Source organism: Arenibacter antarcticus (assembly GCF_041320605.1).
Taxonomy (GTDB): Bacteria; Bacteroidota; Bacteroidia; order Flavobacteriales; family Flavobacteriaceae; genus Arenibacter; species Arenibacter antarcticus.
The window spans coordinates 2,645,512-2,668,221 of record NZ_CP166679.1; the positions used below are offsets into that span (position 1 = coordinate 2,645,512).

The following is a 22,710-nucleotide window of genomic DNA, read 5'->3' on the forward strand; positions in this document are numbered from 1 at the left end:
CACTTTACTTTTGCTGCGTAGAAATAGTCAAAATGAGGAGCTATTTGTCGTTTTTGGCTATGCCAAAAAGTGCTTGATTTCTTGGTTTAATTTGTTTAAAATAATGATTTATTTTTCCCTCTTCGGAGAGGGTTAGTCCCGATTATTATCAAATAATAAACTTCAAGATATTCACTTAATTAAACTTGTCTAATCCTAGACCAGAAAACTAGAATCCATTAATTTATTTCCAAGGATGGGAAAAGTATCTAGCGCGACTTCTAAATCGGTGTAAGAAAACACTTCATGTCGAAGTGGCCGTTGAATACATTACTATTTGTAAATGGTGATTTCTAGTCCGAAATCACCACAATGAAGTTTTGTTACATAAAGTTTGTGTTCGGGCCCGTTCAAACAGCCAAATCTCATAGCATTATCTAATTGAATGCATCAACTAAATTTTCGTCCACCCTATCCCTATTTCTCAGCAATTGTGAAATCTCATTCTTTAGAGTTGGGCGATCCACTACTTGTTAGTGCTCTTATCACTATAATTCATTAAAACTGGCAATTACTTACTGTTTAGGAGGAGGTTATTTCCTCTAATACGCCGCCTCTGGAACTAGTAGTAAATAGTTTTCCTATTCTCGGACCTGATTGAGTTGCCTAAAATACTTTGTACTACCTCACCTCTCCAGATACAAAAATCCCTGATAGTCCAGATCTAGGTCCTTCATATTTACGATGTAGAAATAAATGCCGTTGGGGAGTCCCGCTTCACGGTTAATGACGAGGTTGTCTATATTTGAAAACCCAGTAAAACCGTTAGTGTAGTTCTTTTCCTCGTAGACTTTTAATCCATTGCGATCAAAGATTCGGAGCATATCATCTTGGGAGAGTTCCAGTTTCTCAATATAAAGGAAATCGTTTACCCCATCGCTGTTTGGGGTCACCAAATAATTGTTGAGTGTCAGTATTTCACTAGGGATGGCTTGGGTGGCAAAGGTGATTGCTGCATAGTCTGAAGGCACAAAGTAGTTCGAGATAAGGAAGCCTTGATTAAGGTCGCCCACTATGGAGTTAGCCCCTAGGTTGACCCATGATTTTCCCGAAATACTCCACCCTACAGGGATAAGGGTTGCCACATCGTTTGTAAGGGCAGCTAGATTACTGTTAGAATTCCAGCTAATCTGGATGGTTGAGGAAAGATTGGCTTGTAGATGCCAAAATTCTGTACTACTGATTTCCCCAATGGTAGTGGCTTTTTGGCTGGTATTAAAACCTTGGGGAAATTCTGTGGGGTTGGCCACATTGTCCCTATAATAAGCACATTTGGCAAAGGTGTTGGTGCCTTTACTGTTTAAGCTAAGTGGGCGTAGCTGGGTGGCGTCGCCTACTGGGAAAACGAAATTTTGGAACGTATTGGCCGTGACATAACCATCTACTTTGGAGAAATCGGTTTCGCCCACATAAACGGCATTGTCCAGAAAGTTATAGTAAACGTCTTGCTGCAGTCTTGGGGTAGTAATATTCCCGATGATAAAATTAGTGTTGTTGGTAACGCCAATTCCTGTCGCTAGGGTTATTCCCTGATCGTTGGCAATTTCGGTATCGAAAAAAATAGGCATAAAAGCACCGGATATGGCTAGGGCGGTACTGCCATAAAAGCCAGCCAAGCCCAAATTTTGGTCAAAGGCCGCATTGTTGATTAGATTGGTATGGAATCCCATCTGCCCCTCCTCGTGGATACGTATGTTACCACTATTGTACAAGGCCGTTTGGGCCTGTAACCCTAGACCTAATAATAGTGCGAGTATGGAGATGATACTTTTCATGTTCTTGGAACTATGTATTATAGCTAGTTCTTTCTACTGTTTTTTTGTACTAAGGCCTTTATTTCTTCCATGTCCTTGCGAAGCGACTGCAGTGCTGTAGACAGGGATTGATTTTCTTTTTTAAGCTGATCTATTTTCTTTTCCTGCTCGATAGTATGTAGGAACAATTCCTCAATTTTTTCCAAGTTTTGCAGGTTGGACTCACTTAAGTTCCAAAAGCCATCTTGTTTAACTTCCTCTGCCGATTTGATTCCCGGTAAGTGATGGTGCTGTTTTACAAATGCTTCAATCTCTGCCAAACTTTTAAAATTATAAGCTTCTTTTAAATCCGAATAACCCTTAAAATATTTTTGGAAGACGTAGTCGGGGATTGAAGGTATTGTATCAGTATTGGAATAAAATTGACCTGTTGCAGTAATATCTTTAGCGCTGAGGTCACCTGTTGTAACTATATTTTGATCCCCGAAATCTGGAGCTATTTTTGAGCCAGCAATGGCAGCTGCACTAGAAATGTGTACGTTCGAAATTGCACCAGTGGTAATGTCTAGGGTCACGTCGGCGAACGCCGCATTGGCGCCACCTGTCACTGTGATATCGGTAGATGAGATATCCCCGGAACCTGTAAGAGTGCTTGTGTCGACTTCGAGCGCCCCTGTTCCTGGGTTCTTGGTTATTCCCGCCCCTGCCACGTTTGCATTTATCATAGCGGCGGTTACGGCATCGTCAGCAATCTCGAGGGTCACGTTGGCGAACGCTGCATTGGCACCACCGGTTACTGTGATATCGGTAGATGAGATATCACCGGAACCTGTAAGAGTGCTTGTGTCGACTTCGAGCGCCCCTGTTCCAGGGTTTTTAGTTATTCCCGCCCCTGCAACATTTGCATTTATCATAGCGGCGGTTACGGCATCGTCAGCAATCTCGAGGGTCACGTCGGCGAACGCCGCATTGGTGCCACCTGTTACTGTGATATCGGTAGAGGAGATATCCCCGGAACCTGTAAGAGTGCTTGTGTCGACTTCGAGCGCCCCTGTTCCTGGGTTCTTGGTTATTCCCGCCCCTGCCACGTTTGCATTTATCATAGCGGCGGTTACGGCATCGTCAGCAATCTCGAGGGTCACGTTGGCGAACGCTGCATTGGCACCACCGGTTACTGTGATATCGGTAGATGAGATATCACCGGAACCTGTAAGAGTGCTTGTGTCGACTTCGAGCGCCCCTGTTCCAGGGTTTTTAGTTATTCCCGCCCCTGCCACATTTGCATTTATCATAGCGGCGGTTACGGCATCGTCAGCAATCTCGAGGGTCACGTCGGCGAACGCCGCATTGGTGCCACCTGTTACTGTGATATCGGTAGAGGAGATATCCCCGGAACCTGTAAGAGTGCTTGTGTCGACTTCGAGCGCCCCTGTTCCTGGGTTCTTGGTTATTCCCGCCCCTGCCACGTTTGCATTTATCATAGCGGCGGTTACGGCATCGTCAGCAATCTCGAGGGTCACGTCGGCGAACGCCGCATTGGTGCCACCTGTCACTGTGATATCGGTAGATGAGATATCCCCGGAACCTGTAAGAGTGTTTGTGTCGACTTCGAGCGCCCCTGTTACTGGGTTCTTGGTTATTCCTGCCCCTGCCACGTTTGCATTTATCATAGTGGCGGTTACGGCGTCGTCCTGTATGGTCAAAACTCCTGCATTGTCTATCGTTGCATCTCCATTTATAGTGCGTTCCTGAGGATCGTTTAAGGCATCGCCAATGAGGAACGTTCCATTGGATAAGTTGGGTAAACCTGTCCCGTCCGTACGATCATCTGCTAAAATCCATCCACCAAGGCCCGCATTTGCAGTAATGTCCCATTTTAAAATTTGCCCATCAAGGGCTCCCATGTTGTTTAAGTCTTCGGCCAAAATTGCACCGTTGCTTATATGAGATGTGGTAATTGCTCCATCCCCTACACTAAACTTATTATCCTCAGTTCCATCCCCAATAATAGTAATTTGGTCTGCCAATTCTGTGGATCCGCCGCCGCCTGCAAGACTCGCTAATGGGATGGTCCAAATTTGCCCTGGATCAGTAATAATTAAGTCGGTCCCAATCAGCTCAGCATTTGTTATTAATTCATTATCTGGGATTTCCCCACCACCTGAGAGTCCCGATAAATTTATACTACCATTGAACCCCCCTCCCGAACCTGTAAAATCTAAATTGGTTCCGTTGATTTCTACATTAGAAACTACACCATCGGAACTGCCACCACTACCCACCTGGGCATCAACATAGGCCATCGTTGCTGCATCTTGGGGATCTGTAGGGTTAGGTAAATCTTTAATTGGATTATTTCCAGCACTTGTGCCAGTGGCTAAAACACCTGCCAAATCTTGATTAGCTCCGCCAGCACTTACTGCTGCCCATCTAATTTCCCCATCGGTACTGTTTATAAGCATTTGGTTTGTTGTGGGGTTTGTGGCTAAGGGTCTTATTTTGGTCAATTCGATAGTTGCATTCCCAATATCCTCGTTTAAAATAGTCTCATCCAAAATTTCTGTAGAGGTGATTCCACCAACCATGACCTGCAATTGGGCAGATTCTCCATCGCCGGTAATTGTTGAGTTGTCTACCAATATTGGAATTCCACCTGAGACATCAGGCAAATCGGCCCATACTACAGCGCCACTAGTTGGATCGGTTCGTAAGAATTGTCCTAAGGTTGTGGAAGATATAATTTTTAGTGGATTGGTATCACTACCGGTTCCCGTTAAGGTAATACCATCGGCTTTTACGGTGGTTCCGCCGCCTGTCCCTTCTGGCATATTATCCCAGATGACACCTCCGGTAATTGGATCTGTTCTTAAAAATTGTCCAAATACATTGGAAGGTATAATTTTTAGGGGATCACCACCTATTCCTGAGCCAGAAATGGTAAGTCCATCTACTTCTACTGGAGTGTCGCCGCCTCCAGAGAGCTGAGATAAATCTACTGTACCACCAAATCCACCACCATTGCCCGTGAACTCTAAATCCGTTCCATTTAGCGCTACTGAAGAAATAACACCGTCTGCACCATTCCCTATCAGTGTTGATAAATCTACGTTACCAGTGAAGGCTCCATTTTCCCCGGTAAAGACCAAATTGGAGTTGTTGAGTGCTACGCCAATAATTGCTCTGTCAGGACCGCCGCCGCCGCCGCCGCCGCCAAGTCCACCAAGATCAATAGTATTGCCGCCTGAAATAGAAATTTCATTGCCCGACCTGCTTAAGGTTTGATTGTCCGTATTCACATAGGGAGTTAAATTTACATTGCCACCACGCTCAAGGGCTAAAATATTTTGTGCACTCAGAGATAATCTCTGATTGTCATTTACAGCCCCGCCAAGATCACCGATTTGGTTATCCACATAGATTTTTACCGCCCTTTGAGATGGGTATAAAAGGTCTGAATTTCCTAAACTAACATCTGGAGATTTATTGGAAAGATTTTCCTTAGTGTTAAGGGCATTGGTATTGGAGGTAATTCTTTGCAACACCACATCAGCAACTCTTATGGGATCTGCAGCTATGCCCTTGCCAGAAATGGTAACCTGGTCCGCTATGGTAGCCCCTAATTCTTCTTTGTTTACCCATAGTACCTCTCCTGTCCCACTGGTGGTCAATAATTGATTAAAGCCGCCGGGCTGAATATCCACAGCCTGAATAGTGCCATCAATAACTTCTAGAGTCCCCACGGAATTTTCCATTAATTGCATAGCTCCTACAGAATTCTCACGTAATTGCGCTGCCCCTACAGAATTAAGTGCCAATTTAGGCTGGGTTATAGAGCCATTGGCAAGGTCTTGACCAAATATGGTGGCATCCACAATATTTTCTCCCTTTATCTGTCCTACTTTAATTTCATAAGTATTGTTATTTGGCGTAACAACAATGGTTCCATTTTCGGCAGTAATAGATAGGGAGCCAGCCACGGCATCACATACATTGGTCCATGCCGCGCCGGTATAATAATGTAGACATTGTACATCTGTATTGTATACCAAAGCACCAACAGATGGAATTATGGCATTCATTTGAGCCGTGTTTACCCGGGTGATCACCAATACCCTAGACGTGCTTTCTAACTCCAAAACCGAGCTGGGGTCAATATTTTGCGGGTTGTCCCCAATCTTTATCTGCGCCTGAACCGCTATTCCAAATAGCAGGAAAAGTAATAGAATTCGATGTTTCATTTTCTATTTTTTAGTGCGACACGCCTTGCCGCGGAGTGTCTTAATACTCAGATCTCAATACTAGGTACCAATCCATGTGACTTCTGCTAAACCTCCATCTCCGACACTGAAATTAATAGTAGTCAAAGAGCAAGTTCTTCTCACTATCGTTCATTTGAACTAACCACTGAATACTTTGTTTAATTCAAATTGATTATTGTTCATTGTGAAGTGCCTACTGCCAAGGGCACAGACCAATCTCACTACTCACTACTCAAATCTCAATACTAGGTACATAAAACTTAGTGCTTAATTCGAAAATAGCAGTGGTCTATGTTGATCAATAATCAACGGGTATTCTGATATACTGGGGGCTAACAAAAATAAAATTATCTCTGTACAAACCTAGTTATATCAGTCAAAATACCTTAGTACTAGGTGAATTGGGAGTTCGCTGTGTTAAAATGGAATTTGTAGACTTTCGAAGGGTGTTTTTCCGGCTTCAAAGATGCGGGCGGTCCCAGATCCTTTTAGGGTAGTTTGTTTTCCGTTAATAAGGATATAATTTCCTTCTCTAAGTCCAACTACCGGCGTAGGGTCTACACTGTGGAATTCCCGAATCCTAGTCTCCCTAGTTTCACCTTTGTGGGTGCTATTGGGATCCGGGTCCAAATAGTGGGGGTTTAAATTAAAGTCTACTACCCCCAAGGTATCAAAACTGGAAGGGTACACAATGGGCATGTCGTTTGTGGTTTTCATGCTGGGGCCCGCTATATTGCTTCCCGCACTGGTGCCAAAATACGGGGTGCCACTGCCAATTTTTTGCTTTAAGGGTTGCATCAATTCCAATCGATGCAATTGTTGGACCAAGAGAAAGGTATTTCCGCCCCCAGTGTACAGGGCATCGGCCTTTGCAATTCCGACAAGCGGGTTCTGGTAAGTATGAAGTCCCACTACCTTTTTATCGATTTTAGAGAAAGCCATCGCCACCAATTCTGTGTAATTGTCATGTGAAATACCGCCTGGCCGTGCGTAAGGAATAAAAGTAACCGTATCTGTATGGGAGAAGAAAGTTGTCAGTTCTGTAAGGAGGTATTCCAAATACGATTGCCCAAAAAGGGTAGAAGTGCTGGCCAGTAATAATTTTTTCATGGGTAGATTTTATTCGTTCTAAAAATACTGCAATCTGTTTTTAAATCATATATTTCGGGTACTCATTAGCGCTATATTAACAAAAGTTTAATGGAGAATAGTTTTATAATGCGGTTAACTTAGTATTTCTTTATATCTTATATTAAATCATTTTTGGTTTTTTCCAATTTCTTTGTCGGGAAAGCCCGATATCGAGCTTAATTTATCTAATTTTAAATAAAAATATGCGATTTATAATCCTGTTATTGCTTACCGTATTTACCGTTGCCTTTGGGTATTCCCAAGACGACGACCGTCAGTATTTAAGGGGGCAGGTGCTCTATAGAAATGTAAACGTTCCCAATCAGAATGTTATTAACGTCAAGACCGAAAGGGCCACCATTACCAATGACAAGGGGGAATTTGGGATCCAGGTAAAAGCTGGTGACCAATTGGTGTTCACCGCAGTCAATTATCAGATTATGGTGGTTGAAATTACGCCAGAGATACTTGCCAATAATCGCCTTGTTGTTGAGGTGAATGAGAAGGTTACCGAACTAGACGAGGTGGTGGTCACTCCCGAAAATCAGGAAAAATTTCTTCAGTTAAAGAGCAAGGAATTACTCTTGGAAGAACATGAATACGAAACGGATCGATCTACTGCCGTGGAAAATATCTCCCTTTCCAAAGCCGAAAGGGGCATGGTAAACGGACTTAATTTCGTAAATATTTTTAAGGCACTACTTTTAGCTGCCAAAGGCGATGATGATACTGAAGAACGAGAGCCCCTAAAGGTTAGTGATGTGCTGAGACAGGTGTATGACGACAGATTTTTTGTGGTGGACCTGAAATTGCCACAAGATAAAATAGACGATTTTCTACTGTATTGCGATACGCAACTCCCAGGTAGGGAATTATTGCAAAAACGCAACGAATTTCAATTGATAGATTTCTTGGTTACACAGAGCGAAAGCTATTTGGATAATCTAAATGCCAAAGATTAAACTGTTCAAAATTCCTTTAAGTGGTATTGTGTGTCAGGGTGATAGGGCTTATAGATAAAATGGCTATGGAATTACAATTCGGACTTTCCAAAACTTTTACAAAACTGTTCTTGGGTAGTTTCCTTTTGATGGTTGCTCAAGTTTCTGGTCAGACTTTTGGTGCTAAAACCTTGGAGGGAAGGGTCTATAGTTCCGATGGAGATGTTGCGGCCACCCATGTGTTGAATACCACTTCTAAAAAGGCCACCATTACCGATATTGATGGATTCTTTTCTATTGTGATTCATTTAAGTGATACCCTGGTTTTTTCGGCGGTACAGTACCAGAAAAAAATAGTGGTGGTTTCAACCGAAATCCTAGAGAGTAAATTTATTTCCGTTGGTTTAGTGGAAACCAATATTGCTCTGGACGAAGTGGTGGTAACGCCCTATAATCTAACCGGAGAACTGGGCAGAGATATGAGACGCCTTAATGTGGAACGCCCCATAACCGCTACCAGTCTTGGCCTTCCAAATGCCCATGTAAAACCCTTAATGCAAAGTGAAAGGTTGTTGAGGGAGGCATCTATGGGACCCTTATCATTAGGGACCTTCACCAGTATACCTTTTAATCCCCTTATAAATGCCATTACAGGAAGGACTAAAATGCTTAAAAAAAGAGTGGCTAGGGATGTAAGGTATAATAAGGTACAACATATAAGAACCAAATTTGCCGATAGTTTGATGGTATTACAACTTAAAATACCTGCAGAAAAGATAGAGGATTTTTTGTATTTCTGTGAGGTGGATCCAGATTTTATCAGGGCAGTGGATAGTCAGGATGATTTTAAAGTATGGGGCTTTATGGAGCAAAAGAGCAGAGTGTATCGCAAGAATAATGGGTTGGAGTGATGTGGGGTTAAGTATTAAGTACAAAGTATTGAGTATTAAGTTCATCCCTCCTTCGGGCGGGCCCGAGAACACGAACATTAGCTATCATAAGCTTGGTATCTTTATGGAAATTTGAGAAAATGCAATCAAAAACACAAAATCATTACTTGCTTAAGATTAGGCTATTGCGCAATTAGGTAATGATAGTATTGGGATTCTGGAGACTGGGCATTGTATTAAATCCTATCCTAATGATCAACTATCAATGGGTATCGATAAACATACCTTCGACATTTGACCTTCGACACTACTTTATATTTGGGCTTTGCTTATTTTTGCATCAGACTAAAATAGTATGGGAATCATAAAGAAAAGTTGTTTACTGCTGCTGTTGCCCTTATTCGCGTTTACTGCCGTACATAAGTTTTACCTTAGTGTTAGTAAGGTGGAGTATTCCGAAAAGGATAGGGCGCTTCAGATAACTACTCGGATTTTTATAGACGATTTTGACCGTGTGCTACAAGAACGCTATGAGACAAAACTCCAGCTGGGAACAAAAATGGAAAGTCCACAGGCCGATATGTATATCGAGAAATACCTTAAGTCTAAATTTTTGATCTCCATCAACGGGGAGAATGCATCCTATAAGTTTTTAGGAAAGCAATATGAAGATGATATTGCAATCTGCTATCTGGAGGTGACAGAGGTGGCTATTGAGTCCACCCGATCTATAGAAGTACAAAATGAGGTGTTAATGGATCTTTTTGAGGATCAGAAGAATGTAATACACTTTGTTGTAGGTGGTAATAAGAAGAGTCATGTCCTTATTCGCGAGAATAATAAGGGAATGTTAAACTTAGAGTAAATATTAACGATTCCTAGAAATTATAGTACTTTTCACATCAAATTAATTATACCTTTTCATGAATAAACTTAAATATGTTTTTGCTTCCCTATTTTTCTTGTTTGCGGCAGTTACAATGGCGCAACAAGAAGTAAAAAAAGAGCGGCAATCCGGTCATCTGAACCAGAACAAGTTTAAACAACTCCACGAAGAATTTGCCACCCCAAACACTTATAGATCAGCTTCCGGTGCTCCTGGGCCCGACTATTACCAGCAGCAAGCAGATTACAAGATGGACATTGAGTTGGACGATGAAAATGCCAAAATATACGGAACGGAAACTATTACCTATACCAATAATTCCCCAGACGATCTTACCTTCTTATGGTTGCAATTAGACCAGAACGTTAGGGCCAAGGATTCAAAATCGCCTTTACGCGATGGACAAAGTGTGCCTTTGGCAGATCAGGTGAACACGTTTGTCGACACCTATTTAAGCGAGCCCTTCGATGGGGGATTTAATATAGAATATGTAAGAGATGACAAAGGGAAACCCTTGCCGTATACGATAAACCAGACCATGATGCGGATAGATCTTCCTCAAACACTAAATAGTAAAGGGCAGGTATCGTTCTCTATTAAGTGGTGGTACAATATTCCAGATCATACCATTTCCCGAGCGAGATCTGGGTACGAATATTTTCCCGAAGATGGGAACAGGGCGTATGTAATTGCACAATTCTTTCCGCGGATGGCAGTTTATAGCGATATAGAGGGCTGGCAAAACCATCAGTTCTGGGGTAATGGAGAATTTGCGCTTCCCTTTGGAAACTACGAAGTTAATATTACTGTTCCAGCAGATCATATTCTAGACGGTACAGGAGAGCTTCAGAATATGAAGGAAGTGTACAGTAAGGAAATGATAAGCCGCTACCAACAAGCCAAAAAATCCTATGACAAACCAGTGCTTATTGTTACTCAAGCAGAGGCGGAAGCAGCAGAAAAAGGGTTTTCTGCGAAAAAGAAAACATGGAAGCTAAAAGCTGAAAATGTAAGAGATTTTGGATTTGCCACCTCTCGTAAATTTATTTACGATATGCAGGCAGTAAAAATAGGCAGTAAGGATGTTATGGCCATTTCCATGTATCCTAAGGAAGGGAATCCCCTTTGGGAAGAGTATTCTACCAAGGCGGTAGCACATACCCTTAGATCGTTTAGCAGCCATACGTTTGATTATCCCTATCCCAAGGCCATATCCGTACACGCTAAGAACCAGGGAATGGAATATCCTATGATCTGTTGGAATTATGGAAGGCCTAATGAAGACGGCACCTATTCCGATAGAGTAAAATATGGAATGATTTCCGTGATCATACATGAGGTGGGGCATAACTTTTTCCCCATGATCGTAAATTCCGATGAGCGCCAATGGGGTTGGATGGATGAAGGTCTGGATACATTTTTACAATATGTGGCAGAGCAGGAGTTTGGTGAAGCCTATCCAGAGGCTATTGCCCCAAATAGCAAATATCCTTCCGGTAGGGGAGAACCCTCCAAAATAGTACATTATATGGCAGGGGATCAAAGTACCATTTCGCCTATCATGTCCAATCCGGAAAATGTGTATCAATTGGGGAACAATGCGTATGGAAAACCTGCGACGGCCTTAAATATTCTTAGAGAAACTGTAATGGGCAGGGAGCTGTTTGACCATGCATTTAAAACCTATGCAAAACGTTGGATGTTTAAACATCCATCCCCAGAAGATTTTTTCAGAACAATGGAAGACGCTTCCGCAGTAGACTTGGATTGGTTCTGGAGGGCCTGGTTCTATACTACAGATTATGTGGATATAGGGGTCAAAGAGGTTAAAAAATACTTTGTATCCGATAAGCCTACCAAGAAAATGAAGGAATATATGGCAGCGAGGAATATTAAATTGGAAGACTTGCGACCCTTGGTGTTTTTAGCCGAAGAGGGCAGTGAGGATCACGATCCCAATTTGATAGGGAAATCGGCTTCGGAAAACTCTCAATCGTTACAGGAATATATGATGGACAACCTTACTGCAGAGGAACGCGCCAAAGTAAAAGAGCCTAAATATTTCTATGAGGTTACTTTTGAAAAACCGGGGGGAATACCTATGCCATTGATCGTAGAATACACTTATGCTGATGGGTCTCAGGAGAATATTACCTACCCCGCTGAAATTTGGAGGATGAACGATCAAGAAGTGAGTCGTGTAATTGCATCTGAAAAAGAATTGACTGGTATTGTCGTAGATCCAAAGGCGGAGACCGCAGATATTGATGTGACCAATAATTCATGGCCCATCAAAGAAACAAAATCCGACTTTGATATGTTTAAGGAAAAAATAGATGGAAAATAAATAGTTTCCAAGCATCAAATCTCCCTTTAATCAAGGTAGATTTGTTGCTTGGAAATTGATAGGGATTGTTTTTTGTATTTGAGAAATCGAGTATAATAGTCTTTATCCAACTTTTAATCCCGTATTCACGCGTCTGTGGGGGTGAAAAAAAGTTAACCATATTTTTTATGTAGCTGAAAAACTTCTCATTATATTTGTCTTATGTTTAGCACAATAATTCTATTTATTAGCGGCGCCGAAATATTCTTTATCATGTTTATCGTGGTAATGGTTTTTGGTGCGGATAAAATTCCTGGAATAGCCAAAGGATTGGGTAAGGGAATGCGTCAGTTGAAGGATGCCACAGAGGATATTAAACAAGAAATTCAGAAAAGCGCTGATAAGCAGGGTATAGATACCAGTATCGCCGATGATATTAAAGGGGAGATCAACAAGGTTAAGGAGAATGTAAAAGAGGTAACTGGCGTTATCAAAAGAAAGTAATATGCTCGAGAAGCTATTACAATGGGACCGGGATGCTTTTATTTACCTAAATAGCCTGGGCCTTGAGGATTATGATGTTTTTTGGTCTATAGCGACCAATTTTTCTACTTGGATCCCACTATTTCTACTATTTATCTATCTTGTTTTTAAAGAATATACCAAAAAGGAAGCCCTTTGGGTAATAGGGACCGTAATACTTACACTAGCGGTTGTAGCCATGCTTACTGGTATTACCAAAGAGATTGTGGCTCGCTTACGGCCCAATAACACAGAAGAAATAAATACCTTAATCAGAATATTAAAAAGTCCTACCGGATACAGTTTCTTTTCCGGTCATGCCTCCAGTTCCTTTAGTATCACTACTTCAGTATTCCTTTTCCTTAGACATCGGTTTAAGTGGAGTTGGTTGTTCTTTATTTGGCCAATTACCTTTGCCGTGAGCAGGATTTATCTGGGTGTGCATTATCCCATAGACCTCATAGTGGGTGCCGCTGTAGGTGTCTTTTTTGCCATCCTCTTTTATCGAATCTACCAAAGAAAATTTGTTGTTTCGGAGTAACTGGTCTTCAAGCTTCAGTAATTCTTTTTTCACGTCTCCCATCTAAAATCTTATTTCCAACATTCATCAAACTACCCTACTTAGGGTGAGTCCGTCCCTAACGGGAAGGAGTACAGTTTCTACTCTTGGGTCTTCCTTTAATTTTCTGTTGTAATCTATTAGGGTCTTTGTAGCCTTATCCTTGGCGATTAAAGGTGCCACTACCTTCCCAGACCACAACACATTATCAGATAAAATAATGCTTCCAGGTCGGCATTTTTTAATACAAGCCTCAAAATAAAGGTCGTAGCTAACCTTCTCCGCATCAATAAAGATTAAATCGAATACCATATCTAGCGTCGGAATTATTTTTAATGCATCTCCAGTATGCTGAAAAATTTGGTCACCATAACCGCTTTCCTGAAAAAACCGGCGTTGCATACCGTTTAATTCCTCATTGATGTCAATGGTATGCAGCGATCCGTCACTTGTAAGACCTTCGGCTAGGCAAATTGCAGAATACCCGGTATAAGTGCCGATTTCTAAGATGTTTTTTGGAGCCTTTATTTTAGACAATAGGCTAAGCACACGACCCTGAAAGTGCCCTGTAATCATTCTGGGCTGGATTACCTTTAAATGGGTTTCTCTAGTAAGTTTTTGAAGTATTTCCGGTTCCGATTGAGAATGGTCCGTAATATATTGTTCCAAAATTGTCGATAAAAAATGCATGCGTTTTAGGTTGTATATTTATGACTCCAAATATAAGGATCATGGGACAATTTACGGTAAGAACGGCCACCTTGGCCGATTTAAGAATATTGAAAAATTTTGAACAGGAAATAATTGGAGCGGAAAGACCGTTTGATGAAACCTTGGAAAGGGATCCTATTAGCTATTACGACCTACAGGAACTGATCCTAGCAGATACTGCCTTAGTTCTGTTGGCAGAGTTCAACTCCAGAGTGGTGGGGTCGGGATATGGGCTTATACGAGATGCTAAACCGTATTTAGACCATAAGAAGTTTACGTATTTAGGGTTTATGTATACCGATGCTGAATATCGTGGGAAAGGAGTAAACAAAGCTATTGTAGAGGCTTTGTTGGAATGGTCAAAATCCAAGGGAATTACTGAAGTAAGACTTACAGTGTACAATGATAATGCGCCAGCCATAAGAGCCTACCAAAAAGTAGGGTTTAAAAAGCATATAGTAGAAATGAGGGTGAACGTAGGTTAAGGAAAAATATGGGATAGTTTGCCTAAGTATAAACGGAATGCCTTGGTAAATTGTATTTTTGAACTAAAAATAGGATATGATTTTTCAGAATTCCCTGGAGTTTGCCCAACAATTGGATGCTGTAGATCCTTTGGCTAAATACCGCAACGAGTTTTATTTTCCGAAGGTAAACGGCAAGGAGGTCATCTATTTTACAGGAAATTCCTTGGGTCTGCAGCCTAAAAGAACGCAAAGTTATATTGATGAAATAATGTCCGATTGGAAGGAACTGGCTGTAGAAGGCCATTTTCATGCTAAAAAATCCTGGTGGGACTATCACGAACTCTTGGCGGCGCCAATGGCAAAAGTGGTGGGTGCAAAGACCCAAGAAGTTACGGTAATGAACACGCTTACCGTAAACCTTCATCTCTTAATGGTATCCTTCTATAGGCCCACCCCAAAACGATTTAAGATAATTTGTGAGGAAAAGGCTTTTCCCTCCGATCAGTATTTGATGAATAGCCAGGTGAAATTTCATGGCCTAGATCCCGATAATGCCATTGTTACTTTAAAAAAGAGGGTAGGGGAACATTTTTGGCGAACAGAGGATGTCCTGGAAAAAATTAAGGAGGTCGGTGAAGAATTAGCCCTTGTCCTTATTGGTGGTGTCAACTATTACAACGGACAGGTGTTTCAGATGCAACAAATAACAAAGGTAGCCAAAGAGCAAGGTGCTATGGTGGGGTGGGATTTGGCACATGGTGCCGGTAATGTAGCCCTGAATCTCCATGAGTGGGGAGTGGATTTTGCCGCTTGGTGCAGTTATAAATATATGAATAGTGGCCCGGGAAATGCCTCCGGAGTTTTTATACACGAACAATATTTAGATAGGAAGGATATCCCTAGACTAGAGGGTTGGTGGGGAACAAAAAAAGAAACCCGATTTTTAATGGAACCAGAATTCCAGCCCATGGAAAATGCCGATGCATGGCAAATAAGCAATCCCCCAGTACTTTCCTTAGCACCTTATCTGGCCTCTTTGGAAATGTTTGAGGAAGTGGGAATGGATGCATTGATCAAAAAAAGGGACACTATTGTGCGCTATTTGGAATTTATACTTCAAGAAATAGGGAAGGAAACCAATGCCACATTTCAAATTATTACCCCTAAGGAAAGGGGCTGTCAGCTTTCTGTGCTTTTGCACGGTCAGGGGAAAGAATTGTTTAAGTATTTAATGGATAATGGGGTTATTGTTGACTGGAGGGAACCTAATGTAATTCGTTTGGCACCCGCACCTTTTTATTGTTCCTACGTAGATATGTTCCATTTCGGCCAGATATTGAAATCGGGAATTAAATGAAGACCTAGTACAGAGTAATGAGAGGTGAGTAATGAGATGTGAGAAATTGAGATGTGAGAAATTGAGAGGTGAGAATTGAGTATTGTTGAGAATCGAGCATTGAAAAACTCGGTTGAGCCCGTTTAGGGAAAGTGACTCTACCTCCTATTAATTCCTGAGTCGGTGATTGAGTTTGCCTACCGAAGGCAGGCTGAGCTTAAATTTCACTAGTAGTCCATATCCAATGCTCTAATAATTAGTGAATATTGGACATTCGATTTGTTCTTATTTTATATTACCATTCACTATAAAATTTCATACATTTCAACAGTTTATAATCAGTAACAATAAGGTATTAATGAAATCATTGCGTTTAATTCTTTCCAATCCAAGATATTTTGGCCCTTCTTGGGTATTTGCTAGTATTAACATCTTATTTGGTACTTGGGCTATTTATATCCCTACCGTAAAGGACAAACTAAATATAGACAAGGCAGATCTTGGGGTGGCCATCTTTTTTATGGCTTTAGGGGTCTTTATTATATTTCCAATAGCATCGCGAATCATAGACTGGCTAGGGGTGGGGAAAGCTACCTGGTACGGGGTGCTTTTTAGCTGTTTAACTGCATTATTGCCTTTGCTCGCTCCAAATTACTATACCCTTATGGCGGCACTTTTTTTGTTTGGTGCCAGTAATGGTTTAACGGATATCGCAATGAATACCTTGGTTACTGAAATAGAAAAAGAAGATAGTAAAAACTTTATGTCGGCCTCCCACGGTTTTTTTAGTTTGGGCGGGGTACTCGCTGGTTTGGGCAGTTTTCTTATTCTATGGATCAATAATCCTGCCTTGCACATGCTATATGCCGTATTACTTGTGCTGGTCGTGAATCTATTTTTCTATAAAAATTTTAAGAATATTGTTGCGGCTCCAATAGAGAGAGAAGTCTTTAGTTTTAAGCTTTTTAAGCCCTTACTCGTTTTGGGTTTGGTATCTTTTATGGTGATGGGGGGAGAAGGCGCTATTGTAGATTGGAGTGGCCTGTATTTACAGGAAGTTAGTATGGCCCCAGAAGCACTTATAGGTACAGGGTTTTTAGCATTTTCCGTTATGATGACCTTGGGCAGATTCTTGGGCGATGGTATTAGTGCGAGCATTGGCCCCATTAAAATTGTGGCCTTTGGGGCTGGTATTTCCATGATCGGCTACCTTTTGGTGCTTACGACACATATTTATATGGCCATCACAGGGTTTGCTCTAGTAGGCCTAGGTTTTTCCGTTATTATTCCAGAACTTTTTAGGATCGGAGGCACGGTAAAGGGTATAGATTCAGCAAAAGGGGTTTCGTTTATAGCAGGGACCGGATATTCCGGGTTCCTACTAGGTCCTGTGGTATTGGGTTTTGTGGCAGAGGAATACTCCCTAAACCACACCTTTACTATTTTGTTGATATGTTCCGCATTGGTATTGGCGGCAACGTATGGCTTGCATCGTAAAGGAAGGTAACCACCCTGCTAATTATGGGGTTTTAGAGGTAACTTTTAGATCGGTGAAGTACAGTTTAAAAGAACCATCTTCATTTTGATGCATTTCCGCTATTTTTAATCCGTTTATATCCACGTAATTTTCCCAAGTAGTACTCATAGAGGCTTCCTTTTGATTCCCGCGTCTGTACACCCATTCCCTAATTATAAAATCGGATCCAAAATAAAAATCATAGGCATCTCCGGGAGTATAGCCGCCTTCACTTCCATAAACAATGGTTAGCCGTTGCATAGGGGTGTTGCTGATTGGTGCATGGATGTCTATTTGATGGTCATAAGTAATATTGTCCTTGTCCCATACAAGGTTGAAAGGGGCTAATAACCAATACTTATCATTGATAAATCCAGAGTTGATCGTTGTTGTAGTGCTGTCTAGGTTTTTACGGTTATATGAGATTCTTTCATCGTTGCTAAAGGTCTCCACTTGGTGGGTAACCGTATTCCAGGTCCAGCTGCGCTGAAAATGGGAAGTGTCTCGGTCTACGTTAAAGGTAAATTCCATTTCCTTTACGTTCTTAAAATTATTAAAGCCATGGGCACTAGCCACCTTATCCATGATGGATAACTCTATTTGTTGTTCTGAGGGGGTTTCTTTTTTAGTCTCCTTACAGCTGAAGAAACATGCGAAACTTATGGCAATTAATATTGATTTTTTCATATGGAGATATTTATTGCTTTTTAATGGTCATATGCGATTCGCATATCTTCATTCGTATTTGCGAGCAGTTTTCGGTCATGCTCATTTCATGGTCTATTTTTTTCAAAGGTAATAGGTTTTGAGCAACTTGTATGGAGATGAATTCGTTATGTTGTGTCTAAACCTGAAAAATGATACAATCCTTATTATTATTATTATTATTATTATTTAGGGGGAATGTCTAGAAAACGTTTATTAGGGCATTTCTCTTCCTTCAATATTCCTACAACTCCTTTGGAAACACTATTTAACGTTATTTTATAGGTGGTTTGGAGTGGGTTGGATAATTTAGCTTCTGTAATTTGTAATAAATTGATTATTTTTGAGACTTAACAAGAAATTTAAAAATGGGTTCAAAAAAAGGTAAGATACAAGAAGCAATCGACGAGAAATTACTTGAGGAGAGAAAGGTGTTTTTATGGGGGATGGTAGATGATGATTCTGCTAAACATGTAATTGACCGATTGTTGTATTTGGATATGCAGAACAATAAAGAAATACAGTTGTATATTAATAGTCCAGGCGGATATGTTACCTCAGGATTTGCGATTTACGACACTATTAAATCATTGAAAAGTCCTGTGTCTACAATCTGTTCCGGTTTGGCAGCTTCTATGGGTTCTATATTGTTATCCGTAGGAAAGAAGGGGAGACGGTTTATTCAGCCACATGCGCAGGTGATGATCCATCAGCCTAGTGGAGGCGCTAGGGGACAGGCATCAAATATTGAAATTCAGGCCAAGGAAATCATAAAGACAAGAGAGTTGAGTGCTAGGATATTGGCGGAAAATTGTGGTCAAGATTTTGACAAGGTGATGAAAGACTTTGACCGTGATTTTTGGTTGAATGCAGAAGAGTCCATTGCCTACGGAATTGTAGATGGCATTTTGGAATAAAGGCAGATAATTATTTTCTTTCTTTTTATAAAAGGTAAAAGTCCTTCGCAAACTTAATGCGAAGGACTTTTTTATATATATAGACGCCGAAGCGGAATGTACAATATATACGAGACTAGTATTAGTTTTGGATGTCTTAGATTGAAGGATTGTTGAAAAAAGCACCCTATACTTCTGATTACAGGGTAAATGCGATGATAAATTGTGCTAGCAGATAATTTATTTATGGTTGAATTGTCACTTTAGTCGGTCTACAGGGTGGTAATCAACCCAGCTAATGGTCGTCAATGCGGCACTATTTGACTTTATTTTACTATTTTTATTCTTTTAACCATTACTATTCCCCTTTATTTAAAATGTATGACACAAACTCCGAAAAATATTGCAATTATCGGTTCTGGATTAGTAGGTTCTTTATTGGCAATATATCTTAGGAAATTAGGACATCATATAACGGTTTATGACAGACGACGGGATATCAGAAATGTTGAATTTTCTGGCCGGTCTATAAACTTGGCGATGAGCAACCGAGGCTGGAAGGCATTGCGGGAAGTGGGGATCGAAGATCATATAAAGGAATTGGGAATCCCCATGGATAAACGTGCCATCCACCTTGTGGGGCAGCCAGAATACTATCAAAAATACGGCAAGGAAAAGGAAGCTATTTGGTCTATATCTCGTGGGGTGTTAAATAGAAAAATGATCGATCTAGCGGAAGCTGAAGGTGCTGTTTTTCGCTTTGAGGAAAAAGTATGGGACGTAGATCTGGTGGAGGCGAAAATTTATACCGGTGCAACGGAAAAAGGAAGATGGGAAGAGTATGCCTACGATATTGTATTTGGATGTGATGGTGCCTTTTCTAGGGTTCGCCATAAAATGCAACGAAGAAGTAGGTTTGATTATTCCCAAGATTTTATAGATGTGGGATACAAGGAGCTTACCATACCTGCAAATGAGGACGGTACGCATAAATTGGATAAATATTCTTTTCATATTTGGCCTAGAGGAAAGTTTATGTTCATAGCTATGCCCAACCTAGACGGTAGTTTTACCTGTACGCTTTTTCTGCCCTTTGAAGGGGATATCTCATTTGAAAAACTAAGGACCAAGGAGGAGGTGAAAAAGTTTTTTAATAGCTATTTCCCCAGTGTTTCCCAAGCAATAGAAGATTTGTCTTCAGACTTTTTAAAAAATCCTACCTCTGCCTTAGTAACCATGAAATGCTATCCATGGACCTATATGGATAAGGTGGCCTTAGTGGGTGATTCTGCGCATGCTGTTGTGCCATTTTACGGACAGGGTATGAATGCTGGCTTTGAGGACATATATGCCCTAAACAAGATCATAGGCCAATACGGGGATGACTGGTTGAGTATTTTCAAGGAATATCAAACGGAACGCAAGCCCAATGCGGATGCTATTGCCGAGCTCAGTTATCGCAATTTCATGGAAATGAGCAGTATGACCGCAGATCCCAGGTTTATTTTGCAAAAGAAGATAGAAAAGCGATTCTCTCAAAAACATCCCGAGAAATGGATTCCGGTATATTCTAGGGTAACTTTTTCAGAACGATCTTATGTAGAAGCCTTGGCCTATGGCGATGCCCAAGAAGAAGTAATGGCGCAGATTATGAGAACCCCCAATATAGAAGAGGTCTGGGAAAGCGAAGAGGTAGAGCAAAAAATATTGGAGCTTATATCCAAATCAAAAAGTCTATAAGTATTATGTAGGTTGATGAGATTTCTACGAGCCTTAAACTTCTTATAAAACCAAAAAAAGGCCATCTCGTTAAAGATGGCCTTTGAATGTTACCTCAATTTTTTTGCTATTACAGTTTTGAGAACAATTTTCTCATTTTCTCCTGTTGCTCTTCAGCCAAAACAGGATCTATTAAAATTCTTCCACTGTGCTCGTCGGTGATAATTTTTTTGCGAGAAGCAATTTCTACCTGAACCTGTGGTGGGATAGTAAAGAAAGACCCTCCAGAAGCACCTCTTTCGATAGGAACTACTGCCAAGCCGTTTTTTACATTATTTCTGATTCGCTTATATGCTTTAACCAAACGCTCTTCTATTTGGGTTTGATACTCTTCCGATTTCGTCAAAAGTGCTTTCTCTTCCTTTTCAGTTTCGGCTAAAATAGCACTCAACTCACTCTTCTTATGCTTTAGATGGGCATCCCTTTCGCTTAAACGTTCTTTTGTAGTGGATACAACAAGTTTCTTCTGCTCTATCTGTAACTTAAATTCCTTTATGTTTTTTTCAGCCAATTGTATTTCTAGCTCCTGAAACTCTACCTCTTTCGAAAGAGAGTTAAATTCCCTGCTGTTACGAACGTTTTTTTGTTGCTCAGCATATTTTTTCATCAATACTTTAGCTTCGTCAATAAGGTTCTTTTTGGCAGTTATTTCGTAGTTGATGGTTTCAACATCAGTCTTAAGCTTATCCAATCTTGTTTTAAGGCCAAGCACCTCATCTTCCAAATCTTCTACTTCAAGAGGCAATTCGCCCCTTACATTTCTAATCTCATCAACTCTAGAATCTATTAATTGCAAATCATATAACGCTCTTAACTTTTCTTCTACTGTTGCTTCTGTCTTTGTTGCCATATTTAAAAATACTTGATGGGATTTGTTAAACTCTCCGATAAAGAGACTGCAAAATTAGGAATTTTTTTCGTAAGATAGTCAACTATGAGATTTTTTGTAAACTGCTCAGTTTCATAGTGGCCAATATCTGCCAAAAGAATTTTGCCTTCAGCTTCATAAAATTGGTGATATTTCAGATCAGAAGTGATGAAAACATCAGCATTTACGGCCTTTGCGGCAGATATGGCAAAAGAGCCACTTCCTCCCAATACTGCAACTTTACTGATTTTTTTTCCTGAAAATTGAGAGTGGCGAATACAGCTTACATTCATTTTTTCCTTAATAATGTCGAAAAAAACTTCCTCGGTGAGTGGTTTCTCCAAATTCCCATACATTCCCATGCCAATATGTTGATTATAATTATCCAAGGTTTGGATCTCATAGGCTACCTCTTCATAGGGGTGATTGTTAAAAAGAGCAGCTAATATTTTGGCTTCATTCGATTTGGTGTAGGTTATATTTATTTGGGTTTCCTGCTCATAGTGGGTCTCACCAATTTTTCCCAAATGGGGATTGGCATCCGGGTTGGCTTTATAGCTCCCTGTACCTTCCACGGAAAAACTGCAATTGCTATAATTGCCAATATGTCCTGCACCGGCCGCGTAAAGCGCTACCCTGAGCTGTTCTGCGTTGGCTTGGGGAATATAGGTGCTCAATTTTTTGATAGTGCCTTGTTTAGGGATCAAAATACGCGCTTGCTTTAATTCTAAAATTTCACAAATTTTAGCATTTACCCCTTTGTTGCTGTTGTCCAAAGCGGTATGCATACTGTAGATCGCTATACCGTGACGTATTGCTTTTAGAACTACACGCTCTACATAGTTAGCGCCCGTAATCTTTTTAAGCCCACTAAAAATAATGGGATGGAAGCTTACTATTAAGTTGCAGTTTTTATTTATGGCTTCGTCTACAACGTTCTCCAAGGTATCTAAGGTTACTAGGATTCCGGTTACAGGGGTATTAGCTTCTCCTACCAAAAGCCCAACATTGTCAAAATCTTCGGCGTAACCTAAAGGGGCCAGCTCTTCCAGGATGTCTAAAACTTCTTTTATAATCATTTTATAATTTTATGGTCTTCCAAAGATAAAATATTATATTTTCGTT

Annotated in this window: 18 protein-coding genes; 11 read left to right on the top strand and 7 right to left on the bottom strand. The window is 40.8% G+C overall.

The features are described 5' to 3' along the window. Window positions 1-665: 665 nt before the first annotated feature. The 3 genes from KCTC52924_RS10815 to pepE form a co-directional block, all read right to left on the bottom strand. Window positions 666-1,814 (bottom strand): gliding motility-associated C-terminal domain-containing protein, encoded by a 1,149-nt coding sequence (locus KCTC52924_RS10815; RefSeq protein ID WP_251809425.1) that lies wholly within the window; start codon window positions 1,812-1,814, stop codon window positions 666-668. Between the two features lie 23 nt (window positions 1,815-1,837). Further along, complete coding sequence (locus KCTC52924_RS10820; RefSeq protein WP_370671458.1) at window positions 1,838-6,031, bottom strand: hypothetical protein; 4,194 nt, start codon at window positions 6,029-6,031, stop codon at window positions 1,838-1,840. A 438-nt stretch (window positions 6,032-6,469) separates the two neighbouring features. Continuing rightward, a complete protein-coding gene (gene pepE, locus KCTC52924_RS10825) occupies window positions 6,470-7,162 on the bottom strand; it encodes a dipeptidase PepE (protein ID WP_251809218.1) in 693 nt (230 codons plus the stop codon). Between the two features lie 224 nt (window positions 7,163-7,386). Here pepE and KCTC52924_RS10830 point away from each other — a divergent pair, with 224 nt between their 5' ends. The 6 genes from KCTC52924_RS10830 (at window position 7,387) to KCTC52924_RS10855 (ending at window position 13,289) form a co-directional block, all read left to right on the top strand. Then, window positions 7,387-8,145 (top strand): carboxypeptidase-like regulatory domain-containing protein, encoded by a 759-nt coding sequence (locus KCTC52924_RS10830; RefSeq protein WP_251809219.1) that lies wholly within the window; start codon window positions 7,387-7,389, stop codon window positions 8,143-8,145. A gap of 65 nt (window positions 8,146-8,210) precedes the next feature. Next, the gene (locus KCTC52924_RS10835) at window positions 8,211-9,035 is read left to right on the top strand and encodes a hypothetical protein (RefSeq protein ID WP_251809220.1); all 825 of its coding nucleotides are present in this window, start codon (window positions 8,211-8,213) and stop codon (window positions 9,033-9,035) included. Window positions 9,036-9,369: 334 nt separating this feature from the next. Then, window positions 9,370-9,879 carry a DUF6702 family protein gene (locus tag KCTC52924_RS10840; RefSeq protein WP_251809221.1) on the top strand — a complete coding sequence of 170 codons (510 nt, stop codon included), beginning with the start codon at window positions 9,370-9,372 and terminating at the stop codon, window positions 9,877-9,879. Window positions 9,880-9,937: 58 nt separating this feature from the next. Continuing rightward, window positions 9,938-12,247: a M1 family metallopeptidase gene (locus tag KCTC52924_RS10845; protein ID WP_251809222.1), complete on the top strand. Its 2,310-nt coding sequence runs from the start codon at window positions 9,938-9,940 to the stop codon at window positions 12,245-12,247. Between the two features lie 201 nt (window positions 12,248-12,448). Then, window positions 12,449-12,730: a twin-arginine translocase TatA/TatE family subunit gene (locus tag KCTC52924_RS10850; RefSeq protein ID WP_251809223.1), complete on the top strand. Its 282-nt coding sequence runs from the start codon at window positions 12,449-12,451 to the stop codon at window positions 12,728-12,730. Window position 12,731: 1 nt separating this feature from the next. Continuing rightward, window positions 12,732-13,289, top strand: coding sequence for a phosphatase PAP2 family protein (locus KCTC52924_RS10855; protein WP_251809224.1), 558 nt, complete (start codon window positions 12,732-12,734; stop codon window positions 13,287-13,289). A 66-nt stretch (window positions 13,290-13,355) separates the two neighbouring features. Here KCTC52924_RS10855 and KCTC52924_RS10860 read toward each other — a convergent pair whose 3' ends face one another. After that, on the bottom strand, window positions 13,356-13,997 hold the full coding sequence (locus tag KCTC52924_RS10860) for an O-methyltransferase (RefSeq protein WP_251809225.1): 642 nt from the start codon (window positions 13,995-13,997) through the stop codon (window positions 13,356-13,358). Window positions 13,998-14,038: 41 nt separating this feature from the next. Here KCTC52924_RS10860 and KCTC52924_RS10865 point away from each other — a divergent pair, with 41 nt between their 5' ends. The 3 genes from KCTC52924_RS10865 (at window position 14,039) to KCTC52924_RS10875 (ending at window position 17,328) form a co-directional block, all read left to right on the top strand. Beyond that, window positions 14,039-14,503 carry a GNAT family N-acetyltransferase gene (locus KCTC52924_RS10865; RefSeq protein ID WP_251809226.1) on the top strand — a complete coding sequence of 155 codons (465 nt, stop codon included), beginning with the start codon at window positions 14,039-14,041 and terminating at the stop codon, window positions 14,501-14,503. Between the two features lie 76 nt (window positions 14,504-14,579). Further along, entirely contained in the window at window positions 14,580-15,842 is a 1,263-nt protein-coding gene (gene kynU, locus KCTC52924_RS10870; RefSeq protein WP_251809227.1) for a kynureninase, read from the top strand. Between the two features lie 337 nt (window positions 15,843-16,179). Further along, the gene (locus KCTC52924_RS10875) at window positions 16,180-17,328 is read left to right on the top strand and encodes an MFS transporter (RefSeq protein ID WP_251809228.1); all 1,149 of its coding nucleotides are present in this window, start codon (window positions 16,180-16,182) and stop codon (window positions 17,326-17,328) included. A gap of 12 nt (window positions 17,329-17,340) precedes the next feature. On the opposite strand, the gene KCTC52924_RS10880 is transcribed toward KCTC52924_RS10875, so the two are convergent. Next, a complete protein-coding gene (locus KCTC52924_RS10880) occupies window positions 17,341-18,024 on the bottom strand; it encodes a hypothetical protein (protein WP_251809229.1) in 684 nt (227 codons plus the stop codon). 386 nt (window positions 18,025-18,410) lie between these two features. On the opposite strand from KCTC52924_RS10880, the gene KCTC52924_RS10885 reads away from it, so the two are divergent. Both KCTC52924_RS10885 and KCTC52924_RS10890 read left to right on the top strand, forming a co-directional pair. Beyond that, window positions 18,411-18,959 carry a ClpP family protease gene (locus KCTC52924_RS10885; RefSeq protein ID WP_251809230.1) on the top strand — a complete coding sequence of 183 codons (549 nt, stop codon included), beginning with the start codon at window positions 18,411-18,413 and terminating at the stop codon, window positions 18,957-18,959. Window positions 18,960-19,319: 360 nt separating this feature from the next. Further along, window positions 19,320-20,678 carry an NAD(P)/FAD-dependent oxidoreductase gene (locus KCTC52924_RS10890; protein WP_251809231.1) on the top strand — a complete coding sequence of 453 codons (1,359 nt, stop codon included), beginning with the start codon at window positions 19,320-19,322 and terminating at the stop codon, window positions 20,676-20,678. 109 nt (window positions 20,679-20,787) lie between these two features. Here the strand turns inward: KCTC52924_RS10890 and KCTC52924_RS10895 are convergent, their stop codons facing one another. Continuing rightward, window positions 20,788-21,567, bottom strand: a complete 780-nt coding sequence (locus tag KCTC52924_RS10895; RefSeq protein WP_251809232.1) for a zinc ribbon domain-containing protein — start codon at window positions 21,565-21,567, stop codon at window positions 20,788-20,790. Window positions 21,568-21,569: 2 nt separating this feature from the next. Beyond that, window positions 21,570-22,664, bottom strand: coding sequence for a Nif3-like dinuclear metal center hexameric protein (locus tag KCTC52924_RS10900; RefSeq protein ID WP_251809233.1), 1,095 nt, complete (start codon window positions 22,662-22,664; stop codon window positions 21,570-21,572). Between the last annotated feature and the right edge of the window lie 46 nt (window positions 22,665-22,710).